The 18,945-nt window shown below is 56.6% G+C and carries 6 protein-coding genes and 1 pseudogene; 1 reads left to right on the top strand and 6 read right to left on the bottom strand.

The window, feature by feature from the left end; translation table 11 throughout:
- Positions 1-168: 168 nt before the first annotated feature.
- The 6 genes and pseudogenes from WKI47_RS02835 to WKI47_RS02860 form a co-directional block, all read right to left on the bottom strand.
- A complete protein-coding gene (locus WKI47_RS02835; protein ID WP_340225677.1) occupies positions 169-2,361 on the bottom strand; it encodes a DEAD/DEAH box helicase in 2,193 nt (730 codons plus the stop codon).
- Between the two features lie 740 nt (positions 2,362-3,101).
- Positions 3,102-4,349, bottom strand: a pseudogene (locus WKI47_RS02840) (ATP-binding protein); the annotation flags it as partial.
- Positions 4,350-4,500: 151 nt separating this feature from the next.
- Positions 4,501-8,514, bottom strand: coding sequence for a TerB N-terminal domain-containing protein (locus tag WKI47_RS02845; RefSeq protein ID WP_340225678.1), 4,014 nt, complete (start codon positions 8,512-8,514; stop codon positions 4,501-4,503).
- Between the two features lie 228 nt (positions 8,515-8,742).
- The gene (locus WKI47_RS02850) at positions 8,743-10,794 is read right to left on the bottom strand and encodes a methyl-accepting chemotaxis protein (RefSeq protein WP_340225679.1); all 2,052 of its coding nucleotides are present in this window, start codon (positions 10,792-10,794) and stop codon (positions 8,743-8,745) included.
- 278 nt (positions 10,795-11,072) lie between these two features.
- Positions 11,073-13,124, bottom strand: a complete 2,052-nt coding sequence (locus WKI47_RS02855) for a methyl-accepting chemotaxis protein (protein ID WP_340225680.1) — start codon at positions 13,122-13,124, stop codon at positions 11,073-11,075.
- 208 nt (positions 13,125-13,332) lie between these two features.
- Complete coding sequence (locus tag WKI47_RS02860; RefSeq protein WP_340225681.1) at positions 13,333-15,972, bottom strand: LuxR C-terminal-related transcriptional regulator; 2,640 nt, start codon at positions 15,970-15,972, stop codon at positions 13,333-13,335.
- A 321-nt stretch (positions 15,973-16,293) separates the two neighbouring features.
- Here WKI47_RS02860 and WKI47_RS02865 point away from each other — a divergent pair, with 321 nt between their 5' ends.
- Complete coding sequence (locus tag WKI47_RS02865; protein WP_340225682.1) at positions 16,294-18,915, top strand: LuxR C-terminal-related transcriptional regulator; 2,622 nt, start codon at positions 16,294-16,296, stop codon at positions 18,913-18,915.
- The last annotated feature ends 30 nt before the right edge of the window (positions 18,916-18,945 follow it).

Below are 18,945 nucleotides of genomic sequence, written 5' to 3' on the forward strand. Positions count from 1 at the left end.
AAATATTTTCTATGTTTTCAAAATTTATCTTCATTTTTCTTCTCCTATCTAAATGAACATCTAATTGCGAAATTAATTTAATTAATTTTAGTAGCTAACTTTATTCAAATCAAAATAAAAAAGCGAGTTTTATCATAATTAGTACTTGATAGTACTAGCCCCCTCTTCTCAATCCATTTTCCGCAATCCCCTACGTAGCCCATCCAAATCCAGCCCGTCCGCCGCAAACGCCGAACGGATCAGGCCCGGCGGCGTAAATTCGTCGTATTTGCCGAGATAAGGCGCCTCGAACTCGTCCAGCAGATTGATCGGGTCTTCCATGCGTTCGCTCTCGGACAGGATCAGATGCTCCAGTTCGTTCGCATCGGTACGTCCGGCGACGACCATGTAATGCGGCTCCATCGGAACAATGGAACGTAGAGATAGCTGCTGGGACAGATTGTTTTTGAGCAGGCGTTCCAGCGTCCGGTATTCCCGGCTGCCGATCCACGGCATGACGAACATGGAATCGCCGCCCGCCGGCAGCACGAGGCGTTCGGTCAATCCGGTTTCGCGAGAAAGTCGGCGCGCGCGTTCGAGCCGGGCTACCGCGTTCGGCGCAAGATACGGATATAGCGTGTTTTCCCGCAAAATATCCCGCATTTTACGGACTACCCGAGTATGGATATCTCCGCCTGCGCCGAGCCAGAGCGTATCCGCTTTGCCTTTTGCGTTTTTGACGTAAACGGCTTTATGGCGGTTATCGACTTCTTCGACTTTCCACAGCCGTCCGGCAAGCGAGAAGCAATACCCCGCAGGCGGAACGGTGGTGATCGAACCGATCTCTTCCGAGCCGTCATAGACGGAATGTTCTTCTTCGTCCTGGAACACGGCATAGAAACGGTAATGCCCGGATACCCGCTCTCCCATCAGGCCGACGATCAGCATGCCTTCCTCGGTCTGCTCGATATGGTCGGTCGCCAGCAGATGCTCCAGCAGTTCGCGGTATTGATCGGTCGTAAAGTTGGCAAAAGGCGGCAGCGTCAACACGGCGCGCGCCAGTTCGCCCGGATCGGCTTCGCCGAAGCTGCGCAAGACGCTCATCGTCTGGTGGTACAGCAATCCAAGCGGAAGCTTGCGCACGACCTGCGGCTCGATCCACTTTTCTTTCACGTACAGTTCGCAGACCGCGATCGCCCGCAGCAGCGTCCACGGCATACGGGCCGGAAGCTGCGCTTCTTCGTCGTCTTCTTCGGCGCACACGAACATCATCTCCGCGACCGCGCCTTCGCGGCGCCCCGAACGGCCGAGCCGCTGAACGAAGCTGGCGCAGGAATACGGCGCGCCAAGCTGCATCACCCGTTCCAGACTTCCGAGGTCGATACCCAGCTCAAGCGTCAGCGTCGCCGCCGCGACGGCTGGACCGTAGCCTTCCCGCAGCGCCGCTTCAGCCTCCTCGCGCAGCATCGAAGAGATACTGCCGTGATGCACGTGGAACACGTCGGGCTGTTCGCGCAGCGCGGCGATCCGGCGCATTTCCAAAATGGTCGTCTCGGCGGTGGTGCGGCTATTGGTGAAGACCAACGCTTTTTTCAAATGCGTATGGTCGTAAATAAAGTTGTTGTACGCCTTTTTGGCATTCTCCAATGCTTCGCTTTGCCGTTCGTCGCGGGCGTCGGGCATGGCGAAATTCTCGATCGACAGCCGCAGCTTGCGCCCCCCCGGCGGCGAGACCAGCTCGACCGGGATATGCGTGCCGCCGGCCAGCCAGTTTTTCACGGAATCGTAATCGCCGAGCGTCGCGGACAAGCCGATCCGGCGCGGCGAACAGCCAGCCATACGCGACAAGCGTTCAAGCTGGCTCAGCACCTGCGATCCGCGATCCGCGCCCATGAACGCATGCACTTCGTCGATCACGATAAAGCGCAGATCGCCGAACAGCGCCGGGATCGCGTTGGGACGGTTCATCAGCAGACCTTCCAGCGACTCCGGCGTAATCTGGAGCACCCCGGACGGATTGCGCATGACTTTCGTTTTTTCGGATTGCGGAACGTCGCCGTGCCAGTGCCAGACCGGGATATGCGCGTCGCGCATCAGTCCTTCGAGCCGCTGGAATTGGTCGTTGATCAGCGCTTTGAGCGGCCCGATATACAGGATGCCGACCGAACGGGAAGGCTCCTGGTCAAGCAGCGTCAACGCGGGGAAAAAGGCGGCTTCCGTTTTGCCCGAAGCCGTGCCGGACGCGATCAGCATATGGTGGTTCGTATCCAGCACGACGCGGCTCGCTTCCACCTGCACTTCGCGCAATTCTTCCCAACCGCTGCGGTAAATATATTCCTGGATAAACGGAGCCAGCCGATAAAACGGATGCTCCGCGCTCACAGGTCAAGCTCCGCGAGAATATCGTCCGGTGCATCATTTCGGGAAGCAGAAGCATCGTTGTTCGGCTCGGCCTCTACGGCATTGTTTGAATCCCGGTCTCCTTTTCCATACTGCGCGTCACTCCGGTATTCCTCATCGCTACGCCGCTGCATATCGCCCAGACGTTGTTCATCGTTCTGATCGGGAGCGATGCGTTCGCTTTCCGTCCGAGGCGATTGATCCGAATATGGAGCACGGGGTGCCGACGCTCCGTAAAACCGAGGATCGGACCCGGCGTTGCCATAACTCGAACGGGAATCTGACGACCCACGGAAAGAATATCCTGCCGACTCGTACACGTTGCCCCCGTAAAAGTCCGGCTCCGTTCTCAAGCTTTCGACGTTCTCCCCGCTTTGAAAGCCGCTTCCGCGCGGACGGAACGATGAAGCAGAGGTCGAAGCCGCTTCGCTCGCGGAGCTTTCGGAACCGTTTGACGTCGGATAAGCGTTTGGCCGCGCTTCTTGCACACCCCGATTTCCGGATAGCGGCGCTTCGCTCGGCGAAGGCTTGGAAGCTGGCTGTGTATCGTAACCGCCGCTGCCACGACCAACGCCGTAACTCGAAGTCCCCGGTTGCTCGGTTGCAGCCGTATTTGCGCCAGAAGCCGTCGGATGGGACGCCGAACTCTCATTGGACAAACTTGATCCGCCCAGTCCACTGAATGCCCCGCTACTTTGCTGCGCACGACCCAATACGTCCGGCAGCAGTTGGTCGAAGCCACGATCCGGGTACTGATGCAGCGTGTTAAGCAGATCCATAAAATCGCGTACGACTTCTCGCGTGGTCAGCAGCGCGTCCGCCCCCATTCGTCCCAACTCGGATTCCATGAATCGGGTCAACTGCCCCTGATCCAGCGAAGACTCGTAGCCGTAATGCGACGCGTGCAGATCCCGCAGCTTTTCCAGCAAAACGAGAATTTCCGCGTGCGACAGCATTTCCAGACGCAGAATCGGCCCCGCGTAATGCAGCATGCCCGCCCCTTCGCCGAAACGTCCGGCCACCAGGCGCGAACGCAACGCGTCATAGCTGAACAGACCGCGACGCTGGTCTTCCACAAACTGCGGCGTGCCGCCGAGGAAGATGCCCAGATGCTGCGCTTTGCCTTGCATGGTGTCGTTGAAGATCGTCAGCAGCTTTTCGTAATTGCTTTGCCGCGAGACGGTATTGGTGATTTTGTATAGGTTGACGCCTTCGTCGATAAACAGCAGCAACCCCTTATACCCGATCTTCGACATGAATTCGGCCCAGAGCTTCATATAGTCGTACCAGTTGTCGTCGTCGATGATCACGCCTACGCCGAGGCACTTGCGCGCTTCCGTTTTGGTCGGAAACTCGCCCCGCAGCCAGCGCAGCGCGTTTTGCTTCAGCTCGTCGTCGGACATTTTGTAGCCGTTCCAGTAGGCCGCCAGCACTTTCGCGAAGTCGAAGCCGTGCACCATATGCTCCATATTGCCCGTCACTTCGAAAATGCGCCGTTCGACCTCGACCGGCAGCTTTTCGTCGTCCGGCCGCAGTCCCAGCTCCGCCATCGCCTGCTGCTGAAGCGACGCGAACCATTTTTGCAGCACCGCTTCCAGCGCGCCGCCGTCGGGACGGGTGCGCGTGGACAGATGCGTCATCAGCTCGCGGTACGTGCCCAGACCCTGCCCTTTGGTGCCGACCAACCGGCGTTCCGGCGACAGGTCCGCATCGGCTACGACAAAATCGCGATCCATCGCGTAGTTGCGCAAAATCTGGATTAAAAAGCTTTTGCCGCTGCCGTACCGTCCCGTAATCAGCTTGAACGCCGCGCCGCCTTCGGCCACATTGCCCAGCTCGCGCAGCACCGATTCAATTTCGAGCTTGCGCCCGACCGCTATATATTCCAGTCCGATCCGCGGAACCACGCCCGCACTCAATGAATTCACCAGCGCCGACGATATCCGCTTCGGGATCTTCGTTTGATTCACGTTCAGTCACCTCCGAATGTTGCCTACTACTCTGTATCCGATACAGAGCACTAATCCGCCGAAGCGGAACGTTCCGCACCACTATACCATACTCTTTCCCCATGTTCCGATTCAAAAATAAGCTTTCGCGAATTTTCGGAATTCCGATGATTTACGGTGCATATAGTCTTTCCAGGATCGGCACATATTCCTCCAGCACCTCTCCGGCATCGATCAACAAATCTCCGATCGTCTCCATCGCGGCTTCATTGATACGGTCGATCACCGTCTCCGGCAGCTCGCCTGCCGCTCCGGCAATACTCATCCGCTCGGCGTCACTGGAATGCAGCAACACCGCGCGCAGCATCTGCCGATCCGCCGAACCGAGTAACGCGGCGAGAGACCGCCAATCGTCAGCCAGGCTCGCAATGTCCCAGTCCTCTTCGCCGATGCTTGCAGACGCGTCGGGAACAGGAGCGGCTTCGGGAGAATTACGGTCAGACGCTTGCAGCTCGGAAAACGGAACATCCGGGTTCGGCATTTTTTTGCTTAAAAGCGGTACAGTCACGTCATCTTCGCGTTCGTTCGAGCGACCGGATTGCTTTTCGTTATTCGAACCGTCAGCGACAGAATCGAACGAAAGGGCTCCGGGAATAGAGTCAGCGGACCATCCTTCTTCCGAATCTTCCGGCAGTTCCATCGTCTCGAAGCCGTCGTACTCGACCGGATCGTCTTGAGCCTTCGGCTCCGGTTCCGAGTTCACGGATGAGGAGGTCGGTCCGGCGCCCGCGTGTACAGGCGTTGCCGCATTCTCGCTGTTCGCTTCCCCGATTGACTTCGACGAGTCTCCGGCGCTCATCAATTCGCCTGTCAGCATACGCAGCACCTCGTCCGAATCGCGGCGAAGCTTTTCCAACTCTTCCAGGTTGAACTGCACCTCGGGACGCTTGGGCGGTTCCGGCAGTACGCGTTCTTCCGGCGGAACGAACTCGCGCTCGACCGCCGCCGCGATCGTCTCCGAAATTTCGGCGTCCAGCTTGATTCCGCGCAGGCGGCCGCCGAATTTAAATCGGGCGCGCAGCTCGTTTTCCGTCTGCCGCGTCACCTGCGTCATAAAATCGCGCAGTTGCGCGTGCAGACTCAGTTTCGGCGCACGGACCAGAAACGTTCGTCCGTATTTTTCCGGATCGTAAACGGCGCTGCGGAACAGATAGCGCTCCGTAATCCGTATATCGGCTTCGCGGAACAATCCCGTCAGCCGAATCCCGCGCGTGTGAATCAGATGTTCATCAATAGCGCGAACAACATGGGGCAGCACACGCGGCAACGCCTTTTTGCCCGCATCCTTGTAAAAACGACTGGTCGTCATATCGTAATCGGACAGCCTCGCGATCAAATCCCACGTCAGCTCTACAGGTGTCTCCCCAAAACGACGCGACAACTCAAGATCCAGCAGTTCGCCTTTTAACTGTCCGGCCGTCTGTTCCAAAGCGGACGATTCCGGCAGATCGAGCGAATTCACCAATACAAATTCCCGAACCCAATCGGCCATATATCCATCCAAACGGCGGAAACGAGCACGGTAGCTTTCCCATACCCGGACCATCGCGCTTAATCCGTCCTTCGGATCATCCCAACCTACGCCATTGATCAGTTCGTACACATAGATGAACAGATAGGACAAGTCCGTCTCGACTTTTTCGCCCCGCCGGAATTCGGTTCTCCAATAAAAGTACCATCGCTCCTGCTCCGGCTTCATCGCGGCATACGTCGGCCAGTAGCTCGAAAAAGACACGAACGGCACTTCCGATTCGGTCCGGTCCGCATTTTCCAGCGCCCGGCCAATAAACTCCCGTTCCGCCGACTGCTGCTGAACGGGACGAATCGGACGGGCTTCGCTGCCGTACGCAGACTGGCGGCGCTTCGGCGGCATATGCGAAGAGGTACGTTCCGGCTCGGGGCGCGACGTTTGGATATCTCTCGGGTCCGGTTCGCGTTGCGGATTCGGACTTTCGGATCGGCGGCGGGAAGCATCGCCTCGACCTCCGCCGTCTCCGTCGACAACGCGCGGCGGAATCGCCATCCCCCGACTCGGCGGCGTCTCCGGCCGAACACGCGCTTCATCCACGAACATCTCGGCCATACCGCCTTCTTTTCGCCGAGAAGGCAGTTGGAAAGCGGGAACATCGCGCAGCGGCGGTCTGGCTCCGGTAGCGGGCTTGCCTTTGTTCGGATCGATCAGTAAATAACTGCGAGTCAGCGAATCGTACAGTTTCAGCAAGCGAACCTGAACAGCGCGTACCCGGGCATCGTTCATCTGTCCTTCGTCCGAATAGATCGCTAACCGAACTTTTGCCTCGGCGGCATCGATCCGGCTGAACAGCCGCGTCTCGTCGGAACGCACGGCAGTGTCCGGTTCAAGCAGCAGCAAAATATCCGCGCGCAGCGGAACTTCGAAATCGGTCCTTTGAAGCGACGATACAGGAACCAGAATCAATCCCGGCTGATCCGAATCCTGTTCTTCATTCGCGGACGAATCGAGAAACCGGACCGGGATATCGGCTTTCGGCGGCGGCTCGAATCCCTCACTTTGTTCTTCCGCCCAACGCGCCAATTTGGACAAGGTATCCACCGCTTCCGACGTTCCAAGCCGGATCTGCTCGGCCAATACCGCCAACAGCTCACGTCGACCGACGACCAGCAGCCGACAATCAGGCGATGCGGCGAGAGCCTCGACCATCCAGGCCGCCAGTTCCGGAAGCCTGTGTTCGACACCGCCGTATAACCCTCCGTTCATCCCCCAGCCTGTCAAATACCGCAGATGAACCAGAACGGGATTTCTTTCTTCGGGTTCGACCGGCTTCGGTCCTTCCAGTTCGATCGGCAGTTCTCCCGCTATCGCTTCGCCCGGCAATCCGATACGCTGCCTGTAGGAGAAGCCGGCCGAGATCAGACCCGCAGACCCGCCACCTGCTCCATGCTCGCGCAAGCTGCGTGCGAACTCCGGCGCCTCCAAATCGATCCAGCCATCTTCCAAACGCAGATATCGCCGTCCTTCGCTCCAGGCGTCCGTCAATTCGGCAGCCGCAAACTTCTGCTCGCCTACGCTCAATATCGGTTCGGCCTGCACGACGCCTACGCCGCGCTCCCCTACAGGTCCGCCGCGAAGCGACCAATTCCAATCCGAAGCGTCGTAAAGACGATGCAAATCCCGGAACCGAACCAGAGCTTCCCCCGTCACCATCGCTCCCCATTCGCGTTCGACCAGGCAGGCGAATTCCGCCAGCTTATCGCCCCGTGCGATTCCGCCGGATTCGCTGCCGAACAACCGGAGCATCTGCTGCGCATCCATTGCAGGCCGCATGAAGAAAGTCCCTCTCGCGTCCGGTTCGGGCGAATTCGGCAAAGCTTCCAAAAGGTCAGCCTGCGCTTTCGATTCGTCGGACTGTCCGGCGTCTTCCCGATCGGGTTGCCTGTCCGTCCAGGCTGCTTCCAACACGTAACCGTCCAGTCCTAGCAACCTCAATGCTTTGCTGCCACCAGAGAATTTTGCCGCCGCGTAATCTTCGCCGCAATCCGTGATCTCGATCCGCCCGACCGGCTCCGGCGAATATTCGATTTCGCTCTGCACCCGCAGCGTACGTTCGCGCATGGCCGGAACCGCCTGTACGAGCAAATCTTCCCACTCATCCGTCCCGATGCGCCGCCCGATCCAATCCAGATCGTCTTCTTCGAAGCCCGGCAGGTCGATCAGCTCGTACCCGTTGTCTCCGAAACGTCCGAACCAACCGGACTCCAGATAGGTCGCGCCTTCCGGCAAACGTCCGATCAACGAAGACCGTTCATTATCGAGGAAAAAAGTGACGCCGTAATCCCCGTCCGGGTCTGCCATCATCGCGAGTTCCACCTCGTCGCCCATATGCAGGTGCAGCCCCGGCGCGTCGCCGCGCTCGATCGCTTTGAGCAACGTATCGCGAACGACAAGCAACCGGGAAGCGCGGATCGGCGCCTCTTCCCGGTTCAGCCGATACTCCGGCAGCATATAGCGCGGCAGCGGCGTCAGCGCATCGCGAAGCAGAACGGGACCTTCCCCGTCCGTCGCGCTCAGCCAGAACTTGCCCCCGCCGTCCGCGCTCAAATATAGATGATAGGAATAAGCTGCGGTTCTTGCGAAAAAGTCGCTCATTTTACTCCCCTAACGCTCGGGTCCGACGTCTCGCCCGAGATCGCCGGAACCGGAGCTTGCCTGAATTTTCGATTCGTTCATTATACCATCGTTTTTCCGCGGATAAATGCTTTTCGACAAGAAAAGGGGAACCTGTTTTCGCTTTTCGCAAAAAGCCGCCTTCCGTTTTGCGACGGAGGGCGGCTGAATACATCACCGGTATGATCTTATTGTGCTGCGTTTTCGGGACTAAAATGTGAACTGCCGAATCATTTGATAGAGCCGATCGGCGCTGTCGTTCGTTTTCCGCGCTTCTTCGGCGATTTGGTTCGCCTGGCCTACGGCAGAAGCCGTTTTGTCGGCGATTTCTTCCGTGCCTTGCGCCGATTCGTTGTTGGAACTGGAGATTTCGTTGATCGCTTGCGTCAGATTTTGCACCGAAGCGCTCAACTGTTCGCTGGTCGAACTGAATTCGGCGACCATCCGGTCGATATAGATCGCGTCGTTCAGGTAAGACTCGCTCGTTTTGTTCATCATCGCGTAGTCGTCGGCAATATTGCCTGTCAGCAGGCCGATCAATCGCTGCGTGAAATGTTGCAGATTGCCGACGGACTCCGTAACGCCGCCCGTGATCGTCTGGATCTGCCCGACCGTGTTTTTCGAAGCATCGGCCAGTTTGCGAATCTCGTCCGCGACGACCGCGAATCCTTTGCCCGCTTCCCCGGCTCTGGCGGCTTCGATCGACGCGTTAAGCGCAAGCAGGTTCGTTTGCTGCGTGATTTGCAGGATCGCTTCGCTCAACGCTTTGATCTCGTCGACCGACTTGGATTTTTCGAGCGCTTCGTCGAGGCCGCTTTTGACTTCCTCGTACACGACCGTGGTATCGGCGATCGATTGTTCCAACGCGATTTTGAGATCGCCGGCCCGTTTGCTGATAACAGCCGCTTCTTCCGCACCTTCGTGCGCGCCTGCCGCGATCGAGCCGATCGCTTTTTCGAACTCGTCCGCGGAAGCGTTGATTTGCTGCGCGGAGGCTGCTGTTTCTTCCATGCCCGCGGACATGTTTTGCGTCGTCGCCGATACGTCCTGCAATTCGCGATCCATATAGGTGAACAACGTGCTTGCCGCTTCCGCCGATTGTCTGAGGCGATTCGATTCCTCACCGACGGATCGTATGATCTGCTTGGTATTCTCGTGCATTTTGTTCATCGAACGTATCAGCACGCCCGTTTCGTCCGTATTATTTTCATAATCGCGCAACAGTTCCCGGGAAAAGTCGCCTTGCGACATGAGTTCGAGTTGACCGGACGCCGCGCGGATCGGACGCACGATGCCTCGCACCACGAAAAACAGAACGGCCAACGCGATCAACAGCGCGACGAGCGCGATCACGGCCATGGTCGTCAGCATGCCGTACAATTCGTTCATATAAAAGCTAACCGGCAAAAAAGTCACGACGTTCATTTTAAGCACATCGTTTTTAATGAAAGAAGCCAGATATTCGACGCCGTCGATCGTCACGTAGCCTGTGCCTTGTTCGGCTGTCGAAAGCTGCTGCATCCCTTTTTCGTTGCTCAGTCGGGTAAAATCGGTTTTGAGGATTTGATCGGCGTTTTGCGACGCGATGACCAAGCCTTTGTCGTCGGTAACCACGGTCGTGATGACTTGATCGTCTTGTTTGGCCGTGATTCCTTTTAGCAAAACGTCGATATCGATCGGAAGTCCGAACACGCTCAACACCTGACCGGTAGCGGCGTCTTTGACCGGAGAAGCGATCGCGATAACCGGGCGTCCCGTTACCGGAGACGTTTGCGGATCGCCTACGATCGGTTGGCCGCTATCGAGCACCGGTTTGTACCACGGGGAAGTCGCCAGCATATCGGTTCCCTGCGAAGCGCCGGACAAGCCGTCCACATAAAGAAGGTCTTTATAAGTGAAAAAGATGTTTTCGTACAGTCCGTTCGAGTTTTGCAGCTTTCCGTTCAGGCTGTTTTGAATCCGATCGAAGCTCGCCTGGTCGGTTACGCCTGTTGTGTTTAATTTTTCGAAAAAGTCGACGTTGAACAATTCTTCCGAAGTCGAAGCGGCCATGCTTTGCTGCGAAGCGATCGTGCGTTCAAGCTCGGTCGCTTTTTCGTTCGCCACGCGCGTTAACGAGTCCGAGTTCAATGTTTCGTAGGATCGGTTCGTCATATAGCCGATCGCGGCAACGGAAACGATGATCGATAACGCGATGCTCAAAGCCGTTATCGACATGATGCGCGAAAATAAACTTTTATTCAGGTTTCGAAAAGATTTCATAATTGAAAAAGGCTCCTCTATCAGTTAATTTGGCACGGTTTGATTCTTCGCAATTAGTTCCATTTGACTATTAACCTTTTTCTCTTTTCTTGATTCACGTTTTAATCGGATAAAGAAAATATTTAAATTTTTTAATATTCATTTTGGTCGGCTGATTGCTTAAACAGTTGATATAAAAAGCTTTAACGCTTATTGAAAAACAAAAAGGATCTATCTCGGTCCGAAACAGAGATAGATCCAAAGACCTATATTTCTATTTTCAAAACAAAAGCGTTTGATCAGAATCTAAACTGTCCCATAATCCGGCTCAACCGATCCGCGCTGTCATTCGTTTTTTGCGCTTCTCCAGCGATGCTGTTCGCTTTGTCCGCGACGGAAGCCGTTTTGTCGGCGATCTCTTCCGTGCCTTGCGCCGAATCGTTGTTGGAGGTAGAGATTTCATGGATCGCCTGCGCCAGATTTTGCACGGAAGCGCTCAACTGTTCGCTGGTCGAGCTGAATTCCGATACCATCCGATCCATGTAGGTCGCATCATTCAGGTAAGCTTCGCTGGTCCGGTTCATCATGGCGTAATCTTCCATCACTTTGCCGGTCAACAGCTCGACGAGCCGCTGCGTGAACTGCTGAAGATGGGCTACCGATTCCGTGACGTTGCCGGTGATCGTCTGAATCTGCCCGACCGTATTTTTCGAAGCGTCGGCCAGTTTGCGAATCTCGTCCGCGACGACCGCGAATCCTTTGCCCGCTTCCCCGGCTCTCGCGGCTTCGATCGACGCGTTGAGCGCAAGCAAATTGGTCTGCTGGGTAATTTGCAGAATCGCTTCGCTCAACGCTTTGATTTCGTCGACCGATCTGGATTTTTCGAGCGCTTCGTTCAAGCCGGATTTCACTTCGTCGTAAGCGCCCGTCGTTTCCGTAATCGATTGTTCCAACGCGCTTTTCAAATCTCCCGCACGCTTGCTGATGACGGCCGCTTCTTCCGCGCCTTCGTGCGCGCCCGCGGCGATCGAACCGATTGCTTTTTCGAATTCGGTCGTGGACTCGTTGATCTGTTGCGCCGAAGCGGCCGTTTCTTCCATGCCTGCGGACATATTTTGCGTCGTGGCCGATACGTCCTGCAATTGCCGGTCGATATCGGTAAACATCTCGCTCGCGGCAGCGGCCGATTCTTTGAGAGAATCGGACTCCTGATTGACCGACCGGATGATTTGCTTGGTGTTGGCCTGCATCTTGTTCATCGAACGGATCAACATGCCGGTTTCGTCCGATTTTTTTCCGTAACGTTCCGGCAGCGTCTGCGAGAAGTCCCCTTGCGCCATCGCTTCCAATTGACCGGACGCCGCGCGTATCGGACGCACGATGTTGCGCACGACCAGGAACAACACGGTCAACGCGACCACCAGAGCGGCAACGGTTATCGCGGCCATCGTCGCCAAAATGCCGTACAGTTCGTTCATATAGCTGCTAATCGGCAAAAAGGTAACGACATTCAGCTTCAACACGTCGTTTTTGGTGAAAGAAGCCAAGTAACGCACGCCGTCGATCGTCACGTAGCCGCTCCCGTTTTCGGCCGTCGCGATCTGTTGCATCCCTTTTTCATTGTCCAATCGGGTAAAATCGGTTTTGAGCACCTGATCGGCGTTTTGCGAAGCGATAACCAGGCCTTTTTCGTCGGTGACGACGGTCGAGATGACCTGATCGTTTTCTTTGTTGGTGACGCCGCCGAGCAGGACGTTGATATCGATCGGAAGCGCGAAAACGCTCAATACCTTACCGCTCGAAGGATCTTTGACGGGCGCCGCGATCGCGATCGCGGGACGTCCCGATACCGGCGAAGTCTGCAAATCCCCGATAACCGGATTGCCGCTGTCGAGTACCGGTTTGTACCACGGAGAAGTCGACAGCATATCCGTGCCTACGGAAACGCCCGACAATCCGTCCACATACACCTTGTCTTGATACGTGAAAAAGATATTTTCATACAGCCCGGCGGCATCGTCGAGCTTTTGCTTCAGGCTGCTTTGGATACGGTCATAATCTGCGGTGTCCGCTGTACCCGTTCGGTCAAGCTGCCGGAAAAAGTCGACGTTAAAGATTTCTTTCGCGATCGAGTCGGCCACGTTTTGCTGCGTTGCGATCGTCCGCTGAAGCTCGGTCGCTTTTTCGTCGGCTACCCGGGTCAACGTATCGGTGTTCAACGACTCGTAAGAACGGAATGTCATGTACCCGATCGCGGTTACGGAAGCAAGCATGGACAACACGATACATAAAGCGGTAACGGACATGATGCGCACGAATAAGCTTGGTTTCAATCCACGAAAAAGTTTCATCAAAAGGCTCCTTTGTAGCGTTTACGCAAACCGCGAGCGCGTCGATAAGCTTGTGTAGACGTCATGGTGTAAAAGTCGACATTCGTTGAGTCATCGGAAACGGCTTGGAAAACCTTGAAGCTCTGTATATGTTTCGACATAGAGAATCAAAATTTGTATAGATCGTCCTCTATTTCGTTTGTTTTTCATTCAATTTTTCGACATTGGATCACAGGCCAAGTCGCCTGCCTTCCGCCAACGCGTCTTCGCGGCTACCCACCTTCAGCTTGGCATACACATTGCGGATATGCGTCCGCACCGTTTCGTAACGGATGCCGAGCTGCGCCGCGATTTCTTTGTTGGTGCGGTTTTCGCCGATCAAGCTTAGCACTTCGATCTCCTGCCGCGTCAAAATGAGCGCCAACGCTTCGCTTACGCCCGCTTCGCCGCCGAAACGGGCCAGCAGCAATCGGGCATATGCCAGCGAAGGCCGCTTGTCTTCGCGATGTTCTTTGCGCGAAGCCAGCAAGCCCGACAGCAATTTGCGGACCGGTTCGCCTTCGTCGACGAAAACGCGCACGAATCCGTGCGGTTCCGCGTCGAACAGCACGCCGCCCAGCCGGTCGTAAGCTTCTTCGCGGCGGTCTTCCCGCTCCAGCAGCAGCGTATCCAGCACGCCGATACGCGCCGACAAGTACGCGTTCCCGCGCTTCGCCGCTTCGTCGCGCAGCAGATCGGCCAACGGCCGGGCCTCCGCGTCGTCGCCGAGCGCAACGCGAATGCGGAGCAGATCGAACCGACGCCGCAAATCGGTCGATTCCGCCAAAAGCTCGCCGCTTTTCGGCGTCTTCCCCGCGAAGCGCCGAACCCATTCCCGCGCCGGTCCCGGTTCTTCTTCGTCCAGCGCGAGCAGCGCAAGCTCCGCGGCGCAAGCCGCTTCCGCTTCTTGCATCCGCAAACGCGGCAGATCTTTGCGCAGCCGCAGCAGCGCGTATTTCGCTTGTCCGCGTTCGCCGAGCGCGAGATAAGCGCGCGCCAGCGCCAATCCGGCCGCCGGCGCAAAAGCCGCGACGGAGCGGCGTCCCGCCGCGGCCCAGGCGTAAGCCTGCTCCGCGATACGCGCCGCTTCGGCCGCTTCGTCGTATTCGTGCAGCGCTTCCGCGCGCGCCGCGGCAAAAGCAGCCGCCATGTCGTGGCTGCCGGTCCACGCGCACGCCTCGTTCAAAAACGACAACGTAGCGGTTTTTCCGATTGCCGCAGTCCCGGTTGTCGTCTGTTGTCCGTATTCCGCCAGTATCGAATACACCGGAGGAAGCGCCAGTCTCGCAAAAGCGTGCTTGTTCGGCCGGGCGTCCGGCTCCTGCGCAGCCAGGCGCATCAAGCCCAGCGCTTGAGCGAAATCCCGATTCGCGACCGCCGCATATACCGCGTTCAGTGCGTTCAGCGTTTCCGTGATGTCTTCACGCGGCAGACCGTTCTGCCCAGCTTCGTTTTGCCTCCGTTCGTCATCCATTCGCCGCGCCTCGTCCAGCAGACGACGGGCACGCTCGTAATTCCGGTCGCCCAGCAGCACGCTGTACGTCAATGAAAAATACAAAAACGGTTCGCTCAACAATTCGCCGCCGTCAAGTTCCGCCAGCCGCTTCGACAACCAAGCCGCGCTGACGCTGTCGTGCCGGTCCGAATCGGTACCGACCTCTTGCAGCATCCGGCCGGCTTGCTCGTAGTGCCCGCCGTCCAAAGTGTGCTCCAGCGCGTCGGCGCGCCGCCCTTCGCGCCAAAACGCTTCGGCTGCCCGGCGCAGCAGCGCACGGCTGTTTTCCGGCGATTGGTTATCCAGTTTCCGCCGCAAAAATCCGGCAAACCGGCCGTGCAAACGAAACCAGCCTTCTTCCGGCCCGTACGGCACGATCAATAGCTCCGTTCGCCGGAACAACTCTTCCGGCATCGGCCTGTTGCCGGTTTCTCGCAGCGCGCGGCAGATGCGACCGTTCATGAGTCTCAACACCGAAGCGTCCAGCAAAAAACGCCGCGTATTTTCGTCCAAGCCCGACCAGACCTGCTCGTCGATATACCGGTCCAATTCCGCTTCGCTTCGCTGCATCGCGGCGATCCACCCTTCGTCCGAGCGTGTTCGCGCAACCGCTTCGGCGGACGTTGCACGGGAAGCTTTCCCCGGGGGCGCCGCGACTTCGTTTGTCGAACCGGACGCGTCCCTGCCCAAGCCGCCGCAGTAAAAAGCTTCGCCTTCCGCTTCGGTAAAGCGCAACTCTTCGGGTCCCAACAGCGCGATCCGCTGCCGGGCGATCAAGCGTGCCGCCGGAAAAGGCGGATATCCCCGGCCCGCAGCCGCCACGCGCAAGCCGGCAGGCTTATGCTCGGCGAAAAAGGCCAGCGATTCCAACAATTCCGCGTTGTGGAGCAGATGCAGATTGTCCCAAATCAGCGTCGGACTTCCCGCGATCGACGCCAAGTGATGCAACAGCAACGTGATCCCGTTTTGATTCTGTCCGACCCGCAAATAATCCAGCGCGTCTTTTGCTTGTTCCGCAAAATTTTTTTCCGCGACATCGTTCAACACCTGAACGGTACGTTCCCAAAAACCATGCAGAGAATCGTCACCCAGCTGCACCTCCAGATACGCCGCTTCCCCACCGTTTCGCCGCGCCCATTGCTTCATCAGCGTCGTTTTGCCGTATCCGGCCGGAGCGGTCAAATATACGATTTGTTCTTCCGAAAGCATGACCAGCCGCTCAATCAATCTCGGTCGTTCCACTTGTGGAAAAGCGTTCGTTTCCGGTCGAAACCCGGCGTTTTCCGGTTTGAAATCCATTTTCCCGCTTTCCCCGTCCGCGCTTTTTTTCCGCATCCCGCGCGCTCCTCTTTCCGTTTGAATTTTACTTTTATTATAAGTAAAGAAACGCGAAATAAAATTATAAATCCCAAAGAATATTCGAAAACCGGACACTTTGGCTTTATTTTCAAAGGATTTGCGTTTCCTCGTGTCGAATGTTCACCACAAGTTGTGTTATTTCAAATTCAAAAGAAACGAAATATTCTCCTCAGGTACTTTGACCGCATCGAATTTAAGGGTTGCGTTCATGGCACACGTACTTTGACCGCATCGAATCCTCGGTCCCTGTACTATCCTTCCTACGACTTTCGTTTCCTCTCCAGGAGTGAATCCAACATGAATACGCCGTCCACCGCTTTTTCCGTAACCCCTTCCGTCGTTCCTTTGTTGAAAACCAAACTGTCCGCGCCCCGTTCCGCCGCCGACGCGATACTCCGTCAACGCCTGATCGATCGCCTGAACGCGGCTTCGGATCGGCGTATCGTCCGGATCGTCGCGCCAGCCGGCTTCGGCAAATCGACGCTGCTGGAACAGTGGTCGGCAAGAACCGGACGCAAGACGGCTTGGTTGTCGCTGGATGCCGCCGACAACGATACCGTCCGCTTTTGGTCATACGTCTCGGCTTCGATCGACGCCGCTGTGCCGGGCTTCGCCGAAGCTTCGGCGGACGCGGTCCGCTTGATCCAGCCGGATCAGCACGAAATGCCGGTTTTGCGGTTGCTCGACGCTTTTCGCGAAGTGCGTGAACCGCTCACGTTGATCTGGGACGATTTCCATCTCGTTTCGGAGCGTTCGCTGCTGGAATCGATCGCTTTTTTTGCCGGGCGTCTTCCCGGCGGCGTCCAATTGATCTTGTCGTCCCGGCAGGAAGAAGAGTTCGAGCTTTTTAAAACCGACAGCAGCGAATCACTTGTGCTCGTCGATCGCGAACAACTACGGTTCCGCGCCGACGAAGGGATCGACTTTTACCGCTCGGGCATGTCGCTGCACATTTCTTCCGACGAATCGCTGGCTTGGGTCAGACGTACGGAAGGCTGGATCACCGCGATGAAGCTGGCGGCTTTGTCCATGCGCGGCGGCCAGCGTTCGTCGGAACTGCTCCGGCGCTTTTCCGGTTCGTCGAATCTCATGGAGCATTATCTGATGGAAGAAGTGTTCGAGCGGCAAAGCCCGGAGAATCAACGCTTTTTGCTGGATTGTTCGATTCTGCGACGGATGAACGCCTCGCTCTGCGAAGCTGTGACGGAAGACCTTTTCAGCGGCGACAAACTGCTTTATCTGCAAAAAGCCGACCTGTTCCTGATTCCGCTGGACGGCGAAGGGCAGTGGTTCCGGTTCCATCATCTGTTCGGCGAATTTTTGCGCGAGCGGCTGGAACGGGAATCGGGCGAACGAATCAAAGCCCTGCTCGGCAAAGCCGGAGAATGGAGCGAGCAGGCCGGATCGTTCGAGGAAGCGCTGCAATATTATTTGCCGGGCGAGCGTTACCGCGAGGCCGTCGCTCTATTGGAAGACATGCTCGGCAAAGTCAGCAGCATGGATGACCTCTGGATGAGCCGGCAGTTCGCTTTTATCCCGGAAGAGATTTTGTTGGAAAAGCCTCTGCTGTATTTTTCTTATGTGCATTTGGTACTGTTGGCAGAAGAAGATATCCCCGGCGCTTTGCGCATGCTTGAAAGAGCCGAACAGTATTTGAACGAAAACGAATCGAACTGGAGCGAAAAAAGAACCAACGACTACCGCGGTATTTTTTACTTTTTGAAAATGCTGTATTCGTCCGTGATCAGAGATCAGGAGATGGCGGGTTATTATATGCAAGAATCGAGAAAATTCACGCCGTCGGGAATCAATCTGATTTTCGCCCGTTCCAAAAATTCCGGCATTCCCAGCGTGTCCAAAGAGCATATGCAGCAGGAAGGGATGGTATCCAGCGAATTTTTGGTTCCGTTTTTGCAGCAAATGATCGAGCCTATGCACCAATTGGGTTTGGCTGGACCGATCATCGCCTGTCTCGCGGAAAATCAGTATCAATACGACGAAGTGGAACAGGCCGAAACCAACGCCAGACTTGCTTTTCAAGCCACTGATCCGGGCCTGGTCGGTTTTCTTGCCGAGCTTCTGCTGCCTGCCGGATTTACGTTGTCGCGCTCGCTGCTGGCGCAAAACCGGCTTAAGGAAGCTCGGCAGGAATTGAAACGCACGCGCAAACAAGCGGTAGAACTCGGGATGACGCGCTCTATCGTATACTGCGACGCGGAAATCGCGATGCTGGATTGGAAAAAAGGCCAAAAGCAGTCGGCAGAAGACTGGTTGCGGTTGTACGACAGATCCCAACAGACGGACCCGGACGACTTCGATTTCTCCAATCTTTACGAACAGCAGTACCTGGCGCAATTTTTGGTCTGGAACAATCAGAACGACCGCGCCTGGACATTGACGAGCAACATGCTGGTGTCGGCCAAGCGCAACAAACGTTTCCAACAGCAGATCGAGATCGAGCTGCTGCAATGCGTGCTGCTGGAACGCGCTTCGCAACGCGGCGCGGAGCAAGCGGCCGATCTGCTGCTGCGGATGCTCCGCGACACGGAGCCGCACGATTTCGTTCGCCTGTATCTGGACGCGGGTCCCATGATCGAACGGCTGCTGATCCGGATCGGCGAACAATGGATCGGCAAAGGCGAAGACCCGGCCCCTTCTGCCGCGTATCTGCATAAGCTGCTGTCCAAGCTCGGACGAAGCGACCTGCCGCGCGAAAGCGAAGATCCGTCTTCGCCACTGACGGCGAAAGAGCTGGAAGTTCTGGCTCTGATCGTGCAAGGACGGACCAATCAGGAGATCGCGGAAAGCCTGCAAGTGAGCAAAGGCACGGTGCGGGCGCATATCAACAACATTTACGGCAAACTGTATGTGGAGACGCGCGACGAAGCCGTGCGGCAAGGCAAGCTGTTGGGGCTGTGATTTGGGATCAGGACTTTTCTTAAAAGTGTG

The sequence above is a fragment of the Saccharibacillus sacchari genome, from assembly GCF_037722395.1.
In the GTDB taxonomy this organism is placed as follows: domain Bacteria; phylum Bacillota; class Bacilli; order Paenibacillales; family Paenibacillaceae; genus Saccharibacillus; species Saccharibacillus sacchari_A.

Excerpts from the sequence above, each read along its gene's own strand:
- WKI47_RS02845 (WP_340225678.1), bottom strand. The coding sequence starts at position 8,514 with ATGAGCGACTTTTTCGCAAGAACCGCAGCTTATTCCTATCATCTATAT.
- WKI47_RS02850 (WP_340225679.1), bottom strand. The coding sequence starts at position 10,794 with ATGAAATCTTTTCGAAACCTGAATAAAAGTTTATTTTCGCGCATCATG.
- WKI47_RS02855 (WP_340225680.1), bottom strand. The coding sequence starts at position 13,124 with ATGAAACTTTTTCGTGGATTGAAACCAAGCTTATTCGTGCGCATCATG.
- WKI47_RS02860 (WP_340225681.1), bottom strand. The coding sequence starts at position 15,972 with ATGCGGAAAAAAAGCGCGGACGGGGAAAGCGGGAAAATGGATTTCAAA.
- WKI47_RS02865 (WP_340225682.1), top strand. The coding sequence starts at position 16,294 with ATGAATACGCCGTCCACCGCTTTTTCCGTAACCCCTTCCGTCGTTCCT.